The organism is Microbacterium sp. Ld4, assembly GCF_045066555.1.
In the GTDB taxonomy this organism is placed as follows: Bacteria; Actinomycetota; Actinomycetes; order Actinomycetales; family Microbacteriaceae; genus Microbacterium.
In genome coordinates, this window is the sequence record NZ_JBISHE010000010.1 from 213,331 (window position 1) to 228,424 (window position 15,094).

A 15,094-nucleotide genomic window follows, 5' to 3' on the forward strand; every position below is an offset into this window, starting at 1 on the left:
GAGGAGAACACGATGACCTGGACAACCCCGGCCGACGTGACCGGCGCGTGGATCGGTGAAGGTGCGCCCACGGACACCGCGAAGCTGCAGACGTGGATCGCGAAGGCGGAACGAGAAGTCCGCCGGCAGGTGCCCGACATCCAGACACGCATCGACCTTGAGGGTGCGCTCGCCCCAGCGGTGACGGAGCTGCTCGAGGCGGCGAAGGACGTCGTCGTGGCGATGGTGACGCGCGTGTTCCGGAATCCAGAAGGTGTCCGGCAGCGGTCGTCGTCGGAGGGCCCGTACAGCGGGTCCATCATGTACGGCGGGAACACCCCCGGCATCCTGTCAATGACGGACGAGGAGCTCGCATCCCTGCAGGGCGTGAAGGCGGGCGGCGCGTTCTCCGTCGACCTGATCCCCTCGACTTCTCCGTTCTACGTGGGGTTCTGATGCTGGCGCTGTCTGACGCCTCGATCGAGACGCCGCACGGCGAGGTCGTCACGCTGCTGACGCTGGCCCCGGACGGGGTGGACTCGTCGGGGGAGCCGATCCCCGGGTTCGACATCGAGACGCCGATCGAGGACTGCATGGTGTGGCCGTCCGGGTCGCGCGAAGACCTAGAGGTCGGTGTGCAGGGCACCATCGACGAGTGGGTGGTGTCGTTCCCGGCGGGGACGGTCATTCCCGCGGACGCACGCGCGCGGATCCGTGGCCGCGTGTTCAACGCCGTGGCCGACGGGTTCGAGTGGCGTAACCCCATCACGGGACGCCGGCCGGGCACTGTCGCCACCTTCCGGAGGGTCGGTACCGGTGGCTAACCGTATCCAGATGAAGCGCGCCGGCGCCCGCGAGCTCCTGCACTCACCTGGGGTGATCGACGACCTCACGAGCCGCATGCAGGCCGTCGCCCGGGCGTTCGGGGAGCCCCTCACGATCGAAGTCAGCGTCACGCCTGCTGGGCGCGCTGTCGTCCGCGGCACCGATACCCGCGTGGACGCGCTGTTCCGGGAATCCTGGACCGGTGACCTGGCCGCCTCGATGGTGGCCGCGGCAGGGTCGCGGGAGCGCGTCGGTGCGAACTGGGGTCCCCGCAGGCAGTGGGGTCCTGGTTTGCGGTTCCCGCGACGTGGCACGGAGGTTTCCGGATGATCCCGCTCCTGTTCACTTCACCGCTCCCGGCGCTGATCAACACCCTGCCCGCCAAGTTCGCCGAGCTCGGGCAGACGGGCGTCGAGGTGCGGCGGTTGACCCCGGCGACGCGGCCACGGAAGTTCGTGCTGCTGCTCGGCGACGGTGGCCCCCGGACCCGCGAAGTGCACCGCCTGTACCGTGTGCGCGCGCAAGTGTGGGCGACGTTCGCGAACGGCGCTACCGACTGGGACACGGTCAACACGTTGGCCGCGCAGCTGCAGCTCCTGCTCGAGCGGTTCGCGAAGGAGTCCCCGTTGGTCGCGACCGTGACCGACTCCACTGGCCCGGACACAGTCCAGGACCCCGCCGGTGTCGAGTACCGGTTCCTCACGGTCGAGTACCAGCTGCGGGGCGTCCCCGCTTGACCTTCGGGTCTCCTCATTCTGCGTGGCACCGCCGCGTATCCAAGCGCACCTTGTCTGCGCGTCATTTCACACGAAAGGAAACACGATGGCTGATGCCACAAAGGTGAAGACCGTCGTCGGCGGTATGCTGTACCTCGCTCCGACTGGCACTGCTCTTCCCACGTCCGCGGTGAGCACCCTCCCGGGGGCGTACAAGGACATGGGTTACTGGGCCGAAGACGGGTCCACGCTCACCCCTGTCCCCGGCGACACGGTCGAGATCATCGCCCACACCGGCGCGACCGTGATCTCCCGTCAGAAGAAGGGGAACGTCACGGCAGAGTTCCCGTTCATCGAGACCACCAAGGACACGTTCGAGGCGTATTGGGACACCACTGTCGCACCTGACGGTTCGTTCGAAATCTCAGGCGGCTCGGCGAACAAGGAGTACGTCATGGTCTACGACCGCCTGTACTCCGATGACACCAACGATCGGTTCGTCGCTGAGCGCGCGAAGATCACGGACCGCGCTGGTCAGGCCAACAGCGAGGGCGACGCCCTGCAGTACGGCATGACCTTCGGCACCCTCGAGCCTGCCGGCGGCGGGGCTCACATCATCGGTTGGGCTCCCGAGTTCGCGACCGAGTAATAGACCGGGTGCCCGCGTCGGCAAGGGGCGCGGGCACCCTCTTCCTCACCCTTGCATCCCTCTGATCCTTGCCAAGGAGACACCATGAAGACCACCCTCACCTTCCCCGACCTGTCCGAAGCGGAGGACGGTGGGTTCCTGTTCGAAATCGACGGTCACCGTGTCGAGATCCCGAAGTTCACCGACATCATCGGTTCGTTCGGTGTATCCCGCCGCGCCAGCGCGCGCAACGTGAAGGATGATGACTGGGGCACGAAGTCGATGATCGCGCTCGAGCTCGCAGTCAAGGACGATGAAACCACCGTCATGCTCCTCGATCACCTCGACACGGACCAGGGCATCGAACTCCTCACCAAGTGGGGCGAGTTCACCGGGGCGGCCCTCCCGGAATCCTGACCGCCGATGCTGCCTGCCAGCAGCATCAAGCGGCGGTCCTCTACGACTTCCTCACCCGCACCCCCGTGCACCCGAATACTCTCGAACCCCACGACCGCCTACTGATGACCGTAGGGTTCCTGCGTGACCGGGCCACACACACCTTCGCCGCAGTCCAGGGGTGGCTGTACGCCCCCTCAGAGGCGCTGCAAATTGCGTACTGGCAGCGCGACCTCCACCGGCTCGACAGCACCCCGGAGAAGGAACGCTCCCGCTGGAAGCCGATCCCTCGCCCGTGGGAGCCGGTCAAGGCTGCCCCGAAGGTGACGGACGAAGTCCGGGCGCGCATCCAACGGCACCGGCAGCGCGTGCAAGGTCAGCATGTCGGCAGCGAGGGGTAGAGTCAGAAACGGCCCGAACAGGTGGTGGAACACCTGCCGGGCCTGACCCAGACGACCTAGTAGAAGTAGGTGGCGGGCTATGCCCAAGGCTACACGTCCATGCAACGACACCCAGTGCGATAACCTCGTCGGCCCGAAAGGCGCTCACGGACTCTGTCCCAAGCACTACAAGGCTACGCTCCCCGAATGCGGCATCGACGGGTGCACCAACCGCAGTCAGACTCGCAGCCGACCACTGTGCTCTAAGCACTTCGCGGAGACCAAGCCGCCATGCCGTGTCAGCGGATGCGAGAAGCGGGTCCAGGCGCGCGAAATGTGCGCGCAGCACGACTGGCGCGAACGCAAAACGGGCTCCGCAGGGGAAACACCCACCGGGCGTACTTTCCGCACACCGGGGACTCTCTGCGCGGTCGACGGGTGCGAGCGCCCGCAACGGAAGCGTGAGTGGTGCGCCGTCCACTACGGCATCCACCAGCGTGAGGGCAAGGTGCGACCGGTGCGATATCGGTGGGCCGATGCTGGCGGATCGTGCCGTGTATGCGGCGGGACGATCCAGGCTCGGAGCCGGTACTGTTCCCAGGCCTGCCAGGCTGTGGCGTCCCGCAACAACAGGGCGGGGACGCCTCGACCTACGTCGATGCAATGTGCCGTTTGCGACCGAGTCGTGTCCCTCGTCTCACGGGCGGGGCGAGCATCGTTTCTCCGCGCCGACGCGACGTTCTGTTCGAAGCAATGCCGCGAGTCACCGGAAGCCCGCCGTCTTCGGTTCTACGGGGTCCGACCTGACGAGTACCGAGCCGCTGTCGAAGCAGGCTGCCAAATCTGCAGGACGACCGATGTCGAACTCCACGTGGACCACGACCACTCCTGTTGCCCTGGCCACATCACCTGCGGGCGTTGCGTCCGCGGATTCCTCTGCGGGCTCTGCAACCGCGGCCTAGGCGCGTTCCGGGATGACCCCGATCGACTCGTCAACGCGATCGAGTATCTCCAGACCTGACCTCGACGGCTATCCGTCGCTATGACCGAGAGGAGTCATCGTGGCGGAAGTCGCAAGCGCGAGCGTGTCCCTCCTACCCACCTTCGGTGGGGGTGCGAAGAAGATCGAACAGGCCATGGGGCCGGCGCTCGATCGTGCCGGTGCGACGGGTGGCCGCCAGTATGGTGACTCGTTCGCGGGCGCACTGATGAGTTCGCCTGCGGTGAAGTCTCTCGTCGCGGCTGGTGGTATCGGTTCGATCCTGTTCGCTGGCATCGACCGCGTCAAAGCGATCGACACAGCTCAGGCCAAGCTCCGTGGCCTTGGTAATGACGCTGCCCGCGTCGACACGATCATGGGCAACGCTCTTGCGTCAGTGAAGGGCACAGCCTTCGGGCTCGGAGACGCTGTCACCGTTGCTGCGCAGCTCACTGCCGCGCAGATCCCGGCCGGCGCGCAGCTCGAGCAGACCCTCAAGTCCGTTGCGAACGCGGCAGCCGCGTCCGGCTCCTCGCTCGGTGAAATGGGTTCCATCTACGCGAAGGTCGCGTCCCTCAACAAGGCACAGAACGACTCGCTGCAGCAGGTCGCTGACCGTGGCTTGCCCATCTATCAGGCACTCGCAGATCAGATGGGTGTGACAGCCGACGAGGTCTTCAAACTCGCGTCGGCAGGAAAGATCGGTTTCGCGGACTTCGCTCAGGCGATGACGTCCGCCTCCGGAACTGTCGCCGCTGAGATGGGCACCACGATCCAGGGTCGTGTCGATAACATGCTCGCTGCAGTCGGGCGCTTGGGTGCGGGTCTCGCGGGTGGGGCCCTCACCCAGGGCAAGGACGTCCTGTCCGAGCTCACAGAGGCCATCGACGGGCTGACCCCCGCGGCCACAGCTTTGGGCGATGGTCTGGGCGGCGTCCTGTCCGTCATCAACGCGGTCCCCGGCCCGGTCAAGGCTGCCGCGATCGCGGCTATCGCTCTCAGCGTCGCCATGCGGAGTAACGCGTTCAACGCGGCTCGTGTGGGTATCGCTGGTTCGGCGGCATCGTTCCGTACTCTGCGACTTGAGGCCCAGCTCGCGGGCGCGGCTATGCCTGGTGTCCGTGTCGGCCTCGCTTCGGTGGCGTCTACTGCCCGCGCGACCGGATCGGCCATGCTCGGTGCGTTCGGTGGGCCGGTCGGTCTGGCCATTGGTGGCGTGAGCCTTGCGCTCGGTGGTCTCATCTCGCTCTGGGAAGAAGGCAAGGCTGCCGCGGACGCCCAGAAGGCAGCCGTTGATACCCTCTCCGGGTCGTTCGATACGAACACGGGCGCGGTCACTGAGAACACGATCTCGGTGCTGAACGATCAGCTCAAGGAGACGTTCCCTCTTCTCGAGCAGGCGGGTGTCGACTACCGCGGCCTGACCACGGCGATCGCGAGCGGCGACCCCACGGGGAAGCTCGCAGCGGTCCGCGGTGAGCTGCAGGGCATCATCGACAAGCAGAAGCAGGAGCGTCAGCTCTCGGGTCTCTCGGTGGCGAAGTCTGCGGTTGAGGCGTTGCGTCAGCTTGACTCGGTGTCGGGCACGTTGACGGCGGCGCAGAAGAGCGCGCAGCAGGCGTTGTCCGCGACGACCCGTGAGGCGGAGAAGGTCCCCCCGGTTTTCAACTCGATCGAGGATGCCGTGAACTCGGCTTTCTCGTCGATGTCGGCCGCGGGGAACGAAGCGAACTCGATCCGTGATCTCGCTCAGTCGATCATCGACAACGGGACCGCGATCGACTCGTCCACTGCGGGTGGTATCTCGAACCTGAACGCGCTGCAGGGCACGATCGCGGCGATGGCTCAGGCCGCGGGTGACGACTACGGGTTGTTCACCGGTCGCCTGTTCGATCTTTTGGCGGTGTTGGACGCGAAGGGCGTCGACACGCAGAACATCATGGGCGCGGTGCGCGCGGCGGTGCAGAACGTCGCTGGGCGGCGTTGGGCGATGTTCTTCGACGGGTCGCAGCCGATCGCTGAGGCGCAGCGTGTCATCGCGGCGTACCGGTCTCTGGTGGCTGCGGCGAAGGTCGCGAACAACACGGGCTTGGGGCTCGCTGCTGGTGCGTTGCGTGGTGGTGTCGTCGGGTATCTGGCGCAGTACGACGCAGCCGTGCGGGCGGCGGCATCGTCGAACTCGTACGTGGCGTCCACGTTCAAGGGCGTGTCGAAAGCTGCGGGCGGGGCGACGAAGGCCACGACTGCGGCGGGGAGTGCGGCGAAGAAGACCGCGGCGGACTATGCCGCGTTGCGGGCTGAGCTGTACGCGACCGCCCGGGAATGGTTGGCACCGTCCCCGTTCTCGTCGGAGGCGACGAGCCTCATCGAGCGGATCAACGACACCTACTCCGAGAAGGCGATCACTAAGGCGACTCGGGATCGGATGCTGAAAACGGTCAAGGACCGTGACGTTGCGATGCAGAAGATCGCGACGGAGCGGGAGCGGATCGCGGAGCAGATCGAGGACGCGAACTCGACGTTGCAGGATGCGATTGAGGCGCGGTCATCGTTCCGACAGTCGATCATCGACGGGTTCCGTGACCTTGGCGACCTGACACGGTTCGCGAAGGAGACGGAGAAGACCGTCACGGAGATGTACCAGCAGGGTGACCGGTTGTTCACGGTCACGAAGCGGGTGTCGTCGATGTCGTCGGCTGAGGATCTGATCGGTGGGCTGCGGAAGCAGGTCGCTGAGGCGCGATCGTTCAAGGCGGCGATCGATGATCTGCGGAAGCTGGGCCTGAACGACACGTCCCTGCAGGACCTGCTGGGGCAGTTCGTGTCGACCGGTGATGCGTCGATCGCGAAGAACCTCGCCGCTGGTGGGAAGACTGCGATCGGTGAGGTCAACGAGCTCACGAAGCAGCTCGGGGATCTGACGGGTACGGACAAGTCGGGGTGGGCGAAGGATCTCGCGCAGGACTTGTTCGGTGCGGGTGTCGACGCGGCGGACGGGTTCCTGAAGGGGCTGCAGTCGCGGGATAAGGCACTCAACCAGCAGTACAAGGACATGGCGGCGCGGTTGCTGTCGACGATCAAGAAGGATCTGGGGATCAAGTCCCCGTCACGGAAGATGGCTGAGCTCGCGGGCTACACGTCCGATGGGTGGAACCAGAACCTGCACCTCGACCCCATCACGCCGGCCGTTTCGGTCCCGGGTGTGGGGGAGACCTCGGGAGCATCCGGGCTTGGTGCGGGGGAGGTCTGGTTGCTGATCGACGGTGAACCGGTCCGCGCGATCGTTGAGCATCAGATGGCTGGTGCCGCGTCCGCGCGTATGGCCGCTCGACGTGGGGGGAGGCGCTGATGGCGTTCCCCATCGTTCTGAGCGAAGCTCCCGCAGGTGTGCAGATCACCGCGACGCTCCTCTCCCGGTATCCGGCACCCGTGCAGGTCGTTCTGACGAACATGCCTGTCGGTGCTGAGTACGTGGTGGAGGGCACCGCGGGCGGGTTCGTGTGGCCCGTGAACGCGGGCACCGGAGTGTCGACGGGGGAACAGGTCGTACTCATCGACCTCGTTCCCCCGATCAACACGGAGGTCATCTACACGCTGACGGTCGCGGGTGAGACGTACCAGTCGAACCCCGTCATCGTCGAGGTGTTGGGTGACTTCATCTTGCAGACGCTCGACGCGGACCTGACGGTCGTGCCGTTGACGGTCGCCGATGGTGGGTTCGAACGGGACTACGGCATCAGGCAGGCGACGTTCTCGATCCCCGGTCGTGCACGCCCCGTGGTGCGTTACGACTCCCTCACGGACGGCACCGGTTCGCTGTCCCTCACGACAGACGCCGCACAGTCGGAAGCGCTGATCGACGTTCTCGAGTCGGGCGCTCCGGTCGTGTACCGGCAGAACGGCATTCGCGATCTCCCATTGGTGGAGGTGGTGCTGTTCAGCAGCATCAAATCCACGAGCCTGATCGATGATCTGCGGTCGTGGGATCTGGCGTACATACTCACCGACAACCCGGAGCCCGGTGTCGCGGCGGTCGTCTACACGTGGGACGACTTCGACGCCGTCCACGAGGACGAAACCTGGGCGGTGTTCGACTCCGAGTGGGCCGGGCGTACCTGGGATGAGTTCGATCGGCACGAGTGGACTGACGAGTAGGAGTTCCCATGCGCGAGGGTGCACCCGCTGAGGTTCTCGAGGTAGCTTCCCGCTGGTATCCGAACGTGTCGTCCTGGCTCGACGGGGACATGCTCGCCGACAACATCCCTGTGATCCGCGGGCAGGTGTTGGGGGAGCGGTCACAGCAGGTCCCGGAACGGGTCACGCTGACCGTCGCGCGGTATTCGACCGTCGATGGGCGTCAGTTCGACTGGCTCCCTGGTGGGGACCCGTTGCACCCTCTCGCCCGGTTCGGGCAGCGCCTCACGGTGACGATCACGGTCACGTCAGCCCGCACCAGCGCGGACTATCAGACGCAGATCGGTGTGTTCGCGGTTCAGGACTGGCAGGAGAACGACGACGGGTCCGTAGCCGTCTCCGGTCTCGGGGTGCTGCAGTTCGCAGCCGACGACCGTTTGACATCCCCCGTGTCACCCACGGGCACCCTGGGGCAGGAGTTCCGGAAGCTGCTGCCCACGGTGGTGCAGGGCGCTGTGTCGCCGGCGCTGACCGACCGGGTGTGCCCGGACACGTTCAACTGGTCTGAGGACCGTTTGGGCGCGGTGTACGAGATCGCGGATGCGTGGCCCGCCCGGGTGCGCACCGACGTTGACGGTGTTGTGTGGATGCTCCCACCGCTCCCGGAGGTCCCGACACCGGTTCTCGTATTCGAGGACGGGGTGAAGGGCACGCTGGTGTCCGCGCCTCGAGCGGACTCCCGCGCGACGGCTGCGAATCAGGTGACCGCAGAATCGTCGGGGAATCAGAACCCGGTGACGGTGACGGTCGCGAAACTGTCCGGCCCGATGCGCGTTGACGGCCCGTACGGGGTCGTGTCGCACCGGTTCTCGTCGGCGGCGTTGAAGACGGAGCAGGAAGTCCGCGCCGCCGCGGAAGCGAAACTCACCGACCTTCTCCGCGGTGCGCGCACCTACCAGGTGGAGTGCGCCCCGGACCCGCGGGTCGAGATCGATGACCCGGTCGAGATCCGCCGCAACGGGGAGCGCCTCGCGTGGGGATGGGTGAACAGTTTCGTCCTGCCCCTCACCGTCGCTGACGGTCCGATGACGTTCGAAGTGGGTGTCGCATGATCTCGGATGATGCGTTCCTCCCTCAGGGGCCGCCCCCGGGCGCTGACACTCGCCCTGTGGCGCTCGGTGTGCTCCTCGGGGCGGATGCCGCGTCGCGGACGGTGCAGGTGTCGATCGCTGGTGGTGACGGTGCGTGGATGGACACCCTGTCGGACACGGACTGGTCGAAATATCTCGGCTCCCCGGTGTGGGTGCTGCGGGACCCGATCACTGGTCAGGCGCTCCTCTGCCTCGGCCTCGCCGGCGCGGCAACAGCACCTGAAGACGATCAGGATGACGTCACTCTCCCGTCTGTGGGGTACGTGTCTACCGATGTTCCGTTGACGGTGACCGCGAACGGGCGTTCGTTCATCTGCAACAACCTGTGGGATTACGTGCCCGTTCCGGGTGACACGGTCCTGCTGTACTGGCCGACACCCGCGGACCCGTGGGTGCTCGGGCAGACCGGCACCCCAGCGCCCCCGTCCGCCCCTGCCGTCCCCGGTGATGTGGCCGCGTCGCGTGCGGGTTCGGATGTTGTCGTGTCCTGGGCTCGCTCGGATGGTTCCACCGCGTCAACTGTCCGATACTCGGTCAACGACGGCGCGTGGAAGACCCGCCGTGGTCTCACTGGCACGACCGCTCACGTCCCGATCCAGCAGGGCCAGTCCTTGCGTGTCGAGGTGCAGGCGAACGGTCCTGGTGGGTCGTCGGCATGGTCCGACAGTGTGACGGTGTCGTGGTCGAAACCGAGCCCCCCGCCACCGAAGACAGTCACCCGAACTGTGACGATCACCCCGACATGGTCTGGGTCGTACCGGCACCGGTATGACCAGTGGGACCGGTGGAATACGAACCGTTACGGGGGACGGTCCACGCTCTGGCAGGGCTCGAAGTACGGGTCGGGGGAGATGACCGGCCTCGCCGTGTACGGCAACCGCATCCGGGATCTCGACGCTGACGAGATCGTGTCGATCGAACTCACCCTCCGCGGCGTCGGCTTGAACTCGGATCTCCCGTCGATCGTCGTGCAGGGTTCCCCGCACGGCTCGAAACCGGGCAACGCCCCGTCGTCGAGCGGCCCGACCGTGTCGGGGCAGACGGGCGCGAGCAGCGCCGTGAAGGTCAAGCTGCCCGCCGCTCTCCGCGAAGCGCTCCGCACGGGAGCGGCGAAAGGGCTCGCCACCGTGGGCAGCGGGTACGGCGGCGTCCGAGGCACCTCAGCCGGCGATGGCATGGCGCTGAAAATCACCTACAAGGTCACGATCTAGGAGTCCAGATGGCAACCGATGTGAAGAAGCATGATGTCCCCAGCGGTGGGGAAGCTCCCTCGCGTTCGGCGTTCAGCAAGCTCGCCCTGTCCATCCGGGATTACATCCCCGTGGCGGACGTGACCGAGCGGGCGCAGAAGATCGCTGACCTGACCGCCGCGAACCTCGCCCCGTCACTGTCGAACCCGATCCTCGTGTTCCGTGCGGACGCTCCGGACGGGAAGGGGTTCGAGTACACGACGGACGGTACGACGTGGCGGGTGCTCGACGCGTCGAGCGACAACCTCCTGTCGGGCGTGTTCGACAACGTGCTGCAGAGCGCGGCGAACTGGAACATTTCGGCCCAGTCGGGGCGGAAGAAGTCTGGTGTCGCGTTCGTGTCGTTCTACCTGATCTACCGGGGTGCGACGGTCACGGTCCCCGCGAACGGTGACATCGGCAACCAGGTCGTCGGGACGTTCGTTTCTGGGTGGGCGCCCGCGTCGGGGATGAACTACCCGCTTGTGTCTGCGAACGGTGGCGCTGTCGCTGTGGGCAGGGCTCACTCCGGTGGGGTCGAGATCTGCGCGGTCGCTCCCGGCACCGTCATGCAAAACGGCACCACGTTCAGCCTTCTCGGCTCCTACCCGATCTGACCCAGGAGGCATCATGCCCAAGAGCGGAACCCCCGCCCAGGTGAAAGCGAAGTTCGCCACCTGGGACGACTACGACTGGTACGGCAAGTGCGCCGCCGTCGTGCACACCGTCTGTCGTCACTTCGGTGACGTCGGCAAAGACAACGCCTACCCGTCCGCGCGCGCCGCGTTCGAGGACACGAAGATCGAGTCCACCGACCCGGCGAAGGCGCCACGTGGCGCGGTCCACTACTGGGACTACGTCGGCCTGAACTCGCGGCGCGAGCGAGGGAACTGGGGCCACGTCGGCATCGACATGCTCGGCGGCGGCACGGACGTCCTCAACGCGACGAGCTACCCCAACGACAAGTACGGCACCAACGTCGGCACGTCATCCGTCGCGCAGATCAACAAGCGCGTCGGGAAGTACCGCGGCTGGTCGCGCACCTACGGCGAGAGCCACTACGCCGTGATCCTCGCGCCCACCGTGAAGCCGGTGAAGCCTGCTCCGAAACCTGCCACCACCACGCCGGCGAAGCCCGCCGCCACCCCGATCCCGGAGGACGAAGACATGGCCATCTACGTGAAAGCGAAGGACGACACCCAGAAGCGTGTCTGGCAGGTCGCTGGCGGCAAGAAGCGCCACATCAAGGGTGCTGAGTGGGGAGTCATCCAGGCCCTGTACGAAGCTCTCGGCCGCGATCTGCCGTACACGAGCGGCAAGCTGACGATGGCTCAGCTCAACAAGCTCCCCACCATCCAGTGATGCTCCGCCGCCTGTTCGGAGCGTCGATCTGGGCTCCCGGTGCGATTTCCATCACGGAGGGGGAGATCGCACGGGACGTGAAACGTTGGGTGCTCCCCCCGATCGACCTGATCCTGATCGTCGGCAGTCTCATGGCCGTGTTCAACGGGCTCCCGACGTTCGCAGTTGTCTACAACGCCGCCGTGTCGCACGCCGCATCACTAGCCGTTCTCGTGTTTTCGGTCGGGTGCCTCGTCGGGGTTTCCTTCCCGCGACTGTGGGCCCTCGAGCTCATCTCGAAGTGCGGACTTGCGTTCGTCCTGATCACGTACGGGTTGCTCATCGTCGGGCGCGTGCTCGTCGGGGACTCCAGTGGCGGGTTCGTTGGTGGGATCTCATCTGCACTGGCCGTCGTGCCTGTGTGGCGGATCGTCTGGCTCGGTCGCGAATACCGACGCCGGAAGAGCCGCGGCACGAGGGGGGCCTGATGGAGTGGTGGCAGACAGTCGGCTCGATCGCCGGCCCGCTCTTCGGCTTCGCTGGTGTCGCTTACGCGGCGTACCTCGGGTTCCGGGGCAAGCGAGGCGAAACGAAAGTCGCGGCATCGACCGCCGACAACTCTGTCATCGCATCGCGGTGGGATGACGCATCCGAGCTCGCGCAGTACATCCGCAACGAAGTGGCGCAGGAAGTCGAGCGTCAGGTCAAGCCGATGCGCGACAAGCTGGCCGCCGTCGAGAAGGAATCTCACGAACTGCAGGACGCCTTCCGCGAATGGGTCGTGGGCGTCTGGAAGTGGAACCAGCGCGGACGTCTTGGCGACATTCCCATGCCGCCGGTCCCCATCCTCTCCCGCCTCGGTCTCGGGCATTTCGCCGACGACTGGCCCACCCAACCCACCAAGCGCACGCACCTCTAAGGAGATCCCATGAACATCGCGTTCACCCTCGACCCCTTGACGGTCGTCCAGTTCGTCATCGCCTTCCTGCTGCCCGTGATTGTCGGGCTCGTGACCACGCGCGTCTCGTCCGGGAGCATGAAGGCGATCCTGCTGGCGGCGCTGTCGCTGGTCACTTCTCTCGCCGTGGAGCTCGCGCGGGCGCTCTCGAGTGGCGAGGTGTACGACCTCGGCCTCGCACTGTTCGCGGCCCTCCCGGCGTTCGTCGTGTCCGTGTCGTCCCACTACGGACTGTGGCGTCCCACGGGTGTTTCCGACGTCGCGCAGAGTATCGCGGTCACTTCGAAGTCGGAGGGCTGATGTCTGAGGTCTTCGAGACGCAGTTCGCCTACGCCCCGGAGACGGGTCGTCTCGTGAAGGAAGCAGCGTTCACCGTGTACCCCGTGGGTGGCACCCTGCCCCTCACCGTCACGGACCCTTCCGGGGCGCCCATGCTGCTCACGTCCGATACGAACGGGGCTCTGCTGCCGTTCAAGGTCGACGCGGATGTCACGCAGGTGGAGATCCGGAACGGGTCGTTCTCCACGGTCGTCACCACGATCAAGGGTGCCGCGAAACGTGTCCTGGACGAGTACGCGTCGGGCCCGCCGATCGCGCTCGACCCGTACGACCCGGGCGTGTTCATCGTGCTCGACCCGACCGAGTTCGCCGAAGACCCTGCTGACCCGGGGACGTTCCTTGTGGGGAGTGTGGGATGAGTTTCAAGCCGATCGGTATCGATGAGAAAGACAGCCTCCCGCCGCGGGCGAAGGCTGGGCTGCGGCGGGAGTTCGACGGGGGTCGCGCGACGTGCGTGTACGTGGACTCCGCGCTGGGTTCGGATGCGCTCGATGGGCGGGTCGCATCCGGCCCGAAGAAAACCATCACGGCAGCCCTCGCCTCCCTCTCGAGCGGTGGTGTCATCCGGCTCGCCCGAGGCGTGTACCCGGTGAACGGGCTCGTCATCGACGTGTCGAAGTACACCCTCATCGGTGAGCCTTCGACACCGGAGGTGGAGGGGACCATCTTCGACGCGAGCGCGATGACGTCCGGTTCCGCGGTCACGCTCACCTCCGATGAGACGGTGAACCAGTACCTCCTCAACCGGACGATCCTGCAGGACATCCAGATCCGCGGGAACGGTGGCACCGGTGCAGGCAACCGCAACAGTGCTGTCACCGGGCTGCGGCTCCACTCGAGCCTCACCGGCAACCAGCACACCATCAGCCACTCGAACTTCATCAACGTGAACGTGCACCACTTCGGTGTTGGTGTGGAGCTCGGGTCGCACGTGTACTGCGTGAACTCGATCAACCTCGACGTGTGGGAGTGCGCCACCGCCGTGAAAGCTCCCGCCGGCGTCACCGACGCGGGGGAGCGCATCCAGTTCATCGGCGGCACGATCTTCAACAGTGACATCGGTGTGCACGGTGCGAACCAGAACGGTCGCCTCGACCTCATCGGCACGTCGATCGACTACTGCGGGACGTGGCTCCGCTCGGACAACACGATCATCTGCATGCAGGGTGGTCACCTCGAGCGGCGTGCCGACGACAACCGTGTCCCGATCGTCATCACGGGCAACCAGGGGGCCGTGCAGGTCTCCAACGTGATGATGGTGTTCACGGGCACGTTCGACACGGGTACCGCTCCTGAGGTGATCGTGCAGAACGATTGCACCGGTGGGGAGTACGGCGCGAAGTCGACGTTCAAGGGTATCCGCGTGTCGAACATCCGTACCGCGTCTGGTGCGTTCGCGAAGGGCGCGGGGATCACCGATCTTGAGATCCTCACGAACGGGACCACGAACCCGCTGATCGAGGCGGTCAACTTCTCGCAGAGCGCTCTCGCGGATGGTGGGTTCGAGAACACTCTCCTGGGGAACTCGGTCGCTGATTACGTGTCGATCACGCGGGATACGGGGATCACGTCGCCGGTGTCGTCCGCGAACGCTCAGGTCGGGTCGTCGTCCGCGTCGCCCCGGACGGGGGCTCGTCACCTGCGGGTGTCGAAGACGACGGGCGCATCCGCGGCGATCTCGGTTGATGTGCTCGTGCCGGTGCCTCGCGCGGGTGCGATCCCGTTCGTCCGCATGTACGTCGCGAAGTTCGGGTCGGGGCTTGTCGGGGATGTGGCGTTCCCGATGATGGCCGCGCTCGTGAAACCGTCGTCCGTTCCGGGTGTCCCCCTGATCGTGAAAGAGGAGCGGATGAGCTCGTCGGACAACGGGCGCACGTTCACGTCCTCCTCGTCGGGGTACACGCCCGTGACGATCGGTACTCAGCATCGTCGGATGCCGAAGTGGGCTACCCATCTCGTGCTCCGCATCTTCCTGGCCCCTGGTGTGACCGCGGGCGACCTCGACATCGACGACGTCTACGTGGACTTCGCATGACTCG

General features: G+C 66.0%; 19 protein-coding genes. All 19 read left to right on the forward strand.

What is annotated here, in order from left to right; translation table 11 throughout:
• Positions 1-12 precede the first annotated feature (12 nt).
• The 19 genes from ACJJV7_RS06870 (at position 13) to ACJJV7_RS06960 (ending at position 15,090) form a co-directional block, all read left to right on the forward strand.
• Positions 13-435 carry a Gp19/Gp15/Gp42 family protein gene (locus tag ACJJV7_RS06870; protein ID WP_405373415.1) on the forward strand — a complete coding sequence of 141 codons (423 nt, stop codon included), beginning with the start codon at positions 13-15 and terminating at the stop codon, positions 433-435.
• Positions 435-803 carry a hypothetical protein gene (locus ACJJV7_RS06875; protein WP_405373416.1) on the forward strand — a complete coding sequence of 123 codons (369 nt, stop codon included), beginning with the start codon at positions 435-437 and terminating at the stop codon, positions 801-803. Before ACJJV7_RS06870 ends, ACJJV7_RS06875 begins: the two co-directional genes overlap by 1 nt.
• Positions 796-1,134, forward strand: a complete 339-nt coding sequence (locus tag ACJJV7_RS06880) for a hypothetical protein (RefSeq protein WP_405373418.1) — start codon at positions 796-798, stop codon at positions 1,132-1,134. Before ACJJV7_RS06875 ends, ACJJV7_RS06880 begins: the two co-directional genes overlap by 8 nt.
• Complete coding sequence (locus ACJJV7_RS06885) at positions 1,131-1,541, forward strand: hypothetical protein (protein ID WP_405373420.1); 411 nt, start codon at positions 1,131-1,133, stop codon at positions 1,539-1,541. Before ACJJV7_RS06880 ends, ACJJV7_RS06885 begins: the two co-directional genes overlap by 4 nt.
• A gap of 85 nt (positions 1,542-1,626) precedes the next feature.
• Positions 1,627-2,169: a hypothetical protein gene (locus ACJJV7_RS06890; protein ID WP_405373422.1), complete on the forward strand. Its 543-nt coding sequence runs from the start codon at positions 1,627-1,629 to the stop codon at positions 2,167-2,169.
• Positions 2,170-2,253: 84 nt separating this feature from the next.
• Complete coding sequence (locus ACJJV7_RS06895; protein WP_405373424.1) at positions 2,254-2,565, forward strand: hypothetical protein; 312 nt, start codon at positions 2,254-2,256, stop codon at positions 2,563-2,565.
• Positions 2,566-2,669: 104 nt separating this feature from the next.
• Positions 2,670-2,945 carry a hypothetical protein gene (locus ACJJV7_RS06900; protein WP_405373426.1) on the forward strand — a complete coding sequence of 92 codons (276 nt, stop codon included), beginning with the start codon at positions 2,670-2,672 and terminating at the stop codon, positions 2,943-2,945.
• A gap of 637 nt (positions 2,946-3,582) precedes the next feature.
• Positions 3,583-3,945: an endonuclease domain-containing protein gene (locus tag ACJJV7_RS06905; protein WP_405373428.1), complete on the forward strand. Its 363-nt coding sequence runs from the start codon at positions 3,583-3,585 to the stop codon at positions 3,943-3,945.
• A 40-nt stretch (positions 3,946-3,985) separates the two neighbouring features.
• Positions 3,986-7,252, forward strand: coding sequence for a tape measure protein (locus tag ACJJV7_RS06910; RefSeq protein ID WP_405373430.1), 3,267 nt, complete (start codon positions 3,986-3,988; stop codon positions 7,250-7,252).
• On the forward strand, positions 7,252-8,058 hold the full coding sequence (locus tag ACJJV7_RS06915) for a hypothetical protein (protein WP_405373432.1): 807 nt from the start codon (positions 7,252-7,254) through the stop codon (positions 8,056-8,058). The genes ACJJV7_RS06910 and ACJJV7_RS06915 overlap by 1 nt, the downstream gene beginning before the upstream one ends.
• Before the next feature lie 8 nt (positions 8,059-8,066).
• Entirely contained in the window at positions 8,067-9,149 is a 1,083-nt protein-coding gene (locus ACJJV7_RS06920) for a hypothetical protein (RefSeq protein ID WP_405373434.1), read from the forward strand.
• Positions 9,150-9,205: 56 nt separating this feature from the next.
• On the forward strand, positions 9,206-10,399 hold the full coding sequence (locus ACJJV7_RS06925; RefSeq protein WP_405373436.1) for a hypothetical protein: 1,194 nt from the start codon (positions 9,206-9,208) through the stop codon (positions 10,397-10,399).
• 8 nt (positions 10,400-10,407) lie between these two features.
• A complete protein-coding gene (locus ACJJV7_RS06930) occupies positions 10,408-11,034 on the forward strand; it encodes a hypothetical protein (RefSeq protein WP_405373438.1) in 627 nt (208 codons plus the stop codon).
• A 13-nt stretch (positions 11,035-11,047) separates the two neighbouring features.
• Positions 11,048-11,779 (forward strand): hypothetical protein, encoded by a 732-nt coding sequence (locus ACJJV7_RS06935; protein ID WP_405373440.1) that lies wholly within the window; start codon positions 11,048-11,050, stop codon positions 11,777-11,779.
• Positions 11,779-12,246: a hypothetical protein gene (locus ACJJV7_RS06940; protein WP_405373442.1), complete on the forward strand. Its 468-nt coding sequence runs from the start codon at positions 11,779-11,781 to the stop codon at positions 12,244-12,246. The genes ACJJV7_RS06935 and ACJJV7_RS06940 overlap by 1 nt, the downstream gene beginning before the upstream one ends.
• Entirely contained in the window at positions 12,246-12,677 is a 432-nt protein-coding gene (locus ACJJV7_RS06945; protein WP_405373444.1) for a hypothetical protein, read from the forward strand. Before ACJJV7_RS06940 ends, ACJJV7_RS06945 begins: the two co-directional genes overlap by 1 nt.
• A gap of 9 nt (positions 12,678-12,686) precedes the next feature.
• Complete coding sequence (locus tag ACJJV7_RS06950; protein ID WP_405373446.1) at positions 12,687-13,016, forward strand: hypothetical protein; 330 nt, start codon at positions 12,687-12,689, stop codon at positions 13,014-13,016.
• Complete coding sequence (locus ACJJV7_RS06955; RefSeq protein ID WP_405373448.1) at positions 13,016-13,414, forward strand: hypothetical protein; 399 nt, start codon at positions 13,016-13,018, stop codon at positions 13,412-13,414. Before ACJJV7_RS06950 ends, ACJJV7_RS06955 begins: the two co-directional genes overlap by 1 nt.
• Complete coding sequence (locus ACJJV7_RS06960; protein ID WP_405373450.1) at positions 13,411-15,090, forward strand: hypothetical protein; 1,680 nt, start codon at positions 13,411-13,413, stop codon at positions 15,088-15,090. The genes ACJJV7_RS06955 and ACJJV7_RS06960 overlap by 4 nt, the downstream gene beginning before the upstream one ends.
• Positions 15,091-15,094: the final 4 nt, after the last annotated feature.

Excerpts from the sequence above, each read along its gene's own strand:
- ACJJV7_RS06870 (WP_405373415.1), top strand. The coding sequence starts at position 13 with ATGACCTGGACAACCCCGGCCGACGTGACCGGCGCGTGGATCGGTGAA.
- ACJJV7_RS06875 (WP_405373416.1), top strand. The coding sequence starts at position 435 with ATGCTGGCGCTGTCTGACGCCTCGATCGAGACGCCGCACGGCGAGGTC.
- ACJJV7_RS06885 (WP_405373420.1), top strand. The coding sequence starts at position 1,131 with ATGATCCCGCTCCTGTTCACTTCACCGCTCCCGGCGCTGATCAACACC.
- ACJJV7_RS06890 (WP_405373422.1), top strand. The coding sequence starts at position 1,627 with ATGGCTGATGCCACAAAGGTGAAGACCGTCGTCGGCGGTATGCTGTAC.
- ACJJV7_RS06895 (WP_405373424.1), top strand. The coding sequence starts at position 2,254 with ATGAAGACCACCCTCACCTTCCCCGACCTGTCCGAAGCGGAGGACGGT.
- ACJJV7_RS06900 (WP_405373426.1), top strand. The coding sequence starts at position 2,670 with ATGACCGTAGGGTTCCTGCGTGACCGGGCCACACACACCTTCGCCGCA.
- ACJJV7_RS06905 (WP_405373428.1), top strand. The coding sequence starts at position 3,583 with ATGCAATGTGCCGTTTGCGACCGAGTCGTGTCCCTCGTCTCACGGGCG.
- ACJJV7_RS06915 (WP_405373432.1), top strand. The coding sequence starts at position 7,252 with ATGGCGTTCCCCATCGTTCTGAGCGAAGCTCCCGCAGGTGTGCAGATC.
- ACJJV7_RS06920 (WP_405373434.1), top strand. The coding sequence starts at position 8,067 with ATGCGCGAGGGTGCACCCGCTGAGGTTCTCGAGGTAGCTTCCCGCTGG.
- ACJJV7_RS06930 (WP_405373438.1), top strand. The coding sequence starts at position 10,408 with ATGGCAACCGATGTGAAGAAGCATGATGTCCCCAGCGGTGGGGAAGCT.
- ACJJV7_RS06935 (WP_405373440.1), top strand. The coding sequence starts at position 11,048 with ATGCCCAAGAGCGGAACCCCCGCCCAGGTGAAAGCGAAGTTCGCCACC.
- ACJJV7_RS06940 (WP_405373442.1), top strand. The coding sequence starts at position 11,779 with ATGCTCCGCCGCCTGTTCGGAGCGTCGATCTGGGCTCCCGGTGCGATT.
- ACJJV7_RS06945 (WP_405373444.1), top strand. The coding sequence starts at position 12,246 with ATGGAGTGGTGGCAGACAGTCGGCTCGATCGCCGGCCCGCTCTTCGGC.
- ACJJV7_RS06950 (WP_405373446.1), top strand. The coding sequence starts at position 12,687 with ATGAACATCGCGTTCACCCTCGACCCCTTGACGGTCGTCCAGTTCGTC.
- ACJJV7_RS06955 (WP_405373448.1), top strand. The coding sequence starts at position 13,016 with ATGTCTGAGGTCTTCGAGACGCAGTTCGCCTACGCCCCGGAGACGGGT.
- ACJJV7_RS06960 (WP_405373450.1), top strand. The coding sequence starts at position 13,411 with ATGAGTTTCAAGCCGATCGGTATCGATGAGAAAGACAGCCTCCCGCCG.